Below are 516 nucleotides of genomic sequence, written 5' to 3' on the forward strand. Positions count from 1 at the left end.
CCAGTTTGGCAGCCAAATCAATAAAATACGGGTTAGACTGACCGCCTGTTTTCAGCAATTTAGACACAACCGATTTTTGCCGTAATGAAATGCTGTCAATTTCGCCAATGGCGCAATCATCAGGCAACCCCAATGTTTGCTCCCATTCAGGCAACATAATGGTCGCCGTCGCAGGGAAACTGCCAGCCAGCAACGCATGTGCCTCCTGGTCACTGCGATGACAGCTCTGCGCGATAGCCCGAACGACAGCGTTCATTACCGAATGAGACTGACGCGTCCACGCCATGCCCGTAGGCAATAAACCATTCAACGCGGCGGTATAATCATTCACACTATATTGTTTCATGTGTATTTAACCTCGCCCCGCACGGGTAATTGCCCGACCGACAATTCAATATTTTCTGTCGGAGACGCAATCACAAATCCTGTCGTTCCCGGCACATCAGCAATCGCATATTGCAGATCGGATATAAAAATTTTCCCGGTTCCGTCTGGATTGCCCTTCTCAAACAACAC

The 516-nt window shown here is 49.0% G+C and carries 2 protein-coding genes; both read right to left on the reverse strand.

The genetic code is table 11. The features are described 5' to 3' along the window. On the reverse strand, positions 1-346 hold a 346-nt coding region (locus PSI23_RS23715; protein WP_273557037.1), incomplete at its 3' end, for a putative phage tail protein. Continuing rightward, entirely contained in the window at positions 343-516 is a 174-nt protein-coding gene (locus PSI23_RS23720) for a hypothetical protein (RefSeq protein WP_507232781.1), read from the reverse strand. The genes PSI23_RS23715 and PSI23_RS23720, both read right to left, overlap by 4 nt.

Origin of the sequence: Xenorhabdus yunnanensis (assembly GCF_028598805.1) — a bacterium.
In the GTDB taxonomy this organism is placed as follows: Bacteria; Pseudomonadota; Gammaproteobacteria; order Enterobacterales; family Enterobacteriaceae; genus Xenorhabdus; species Xenorhabdus yunnanensis.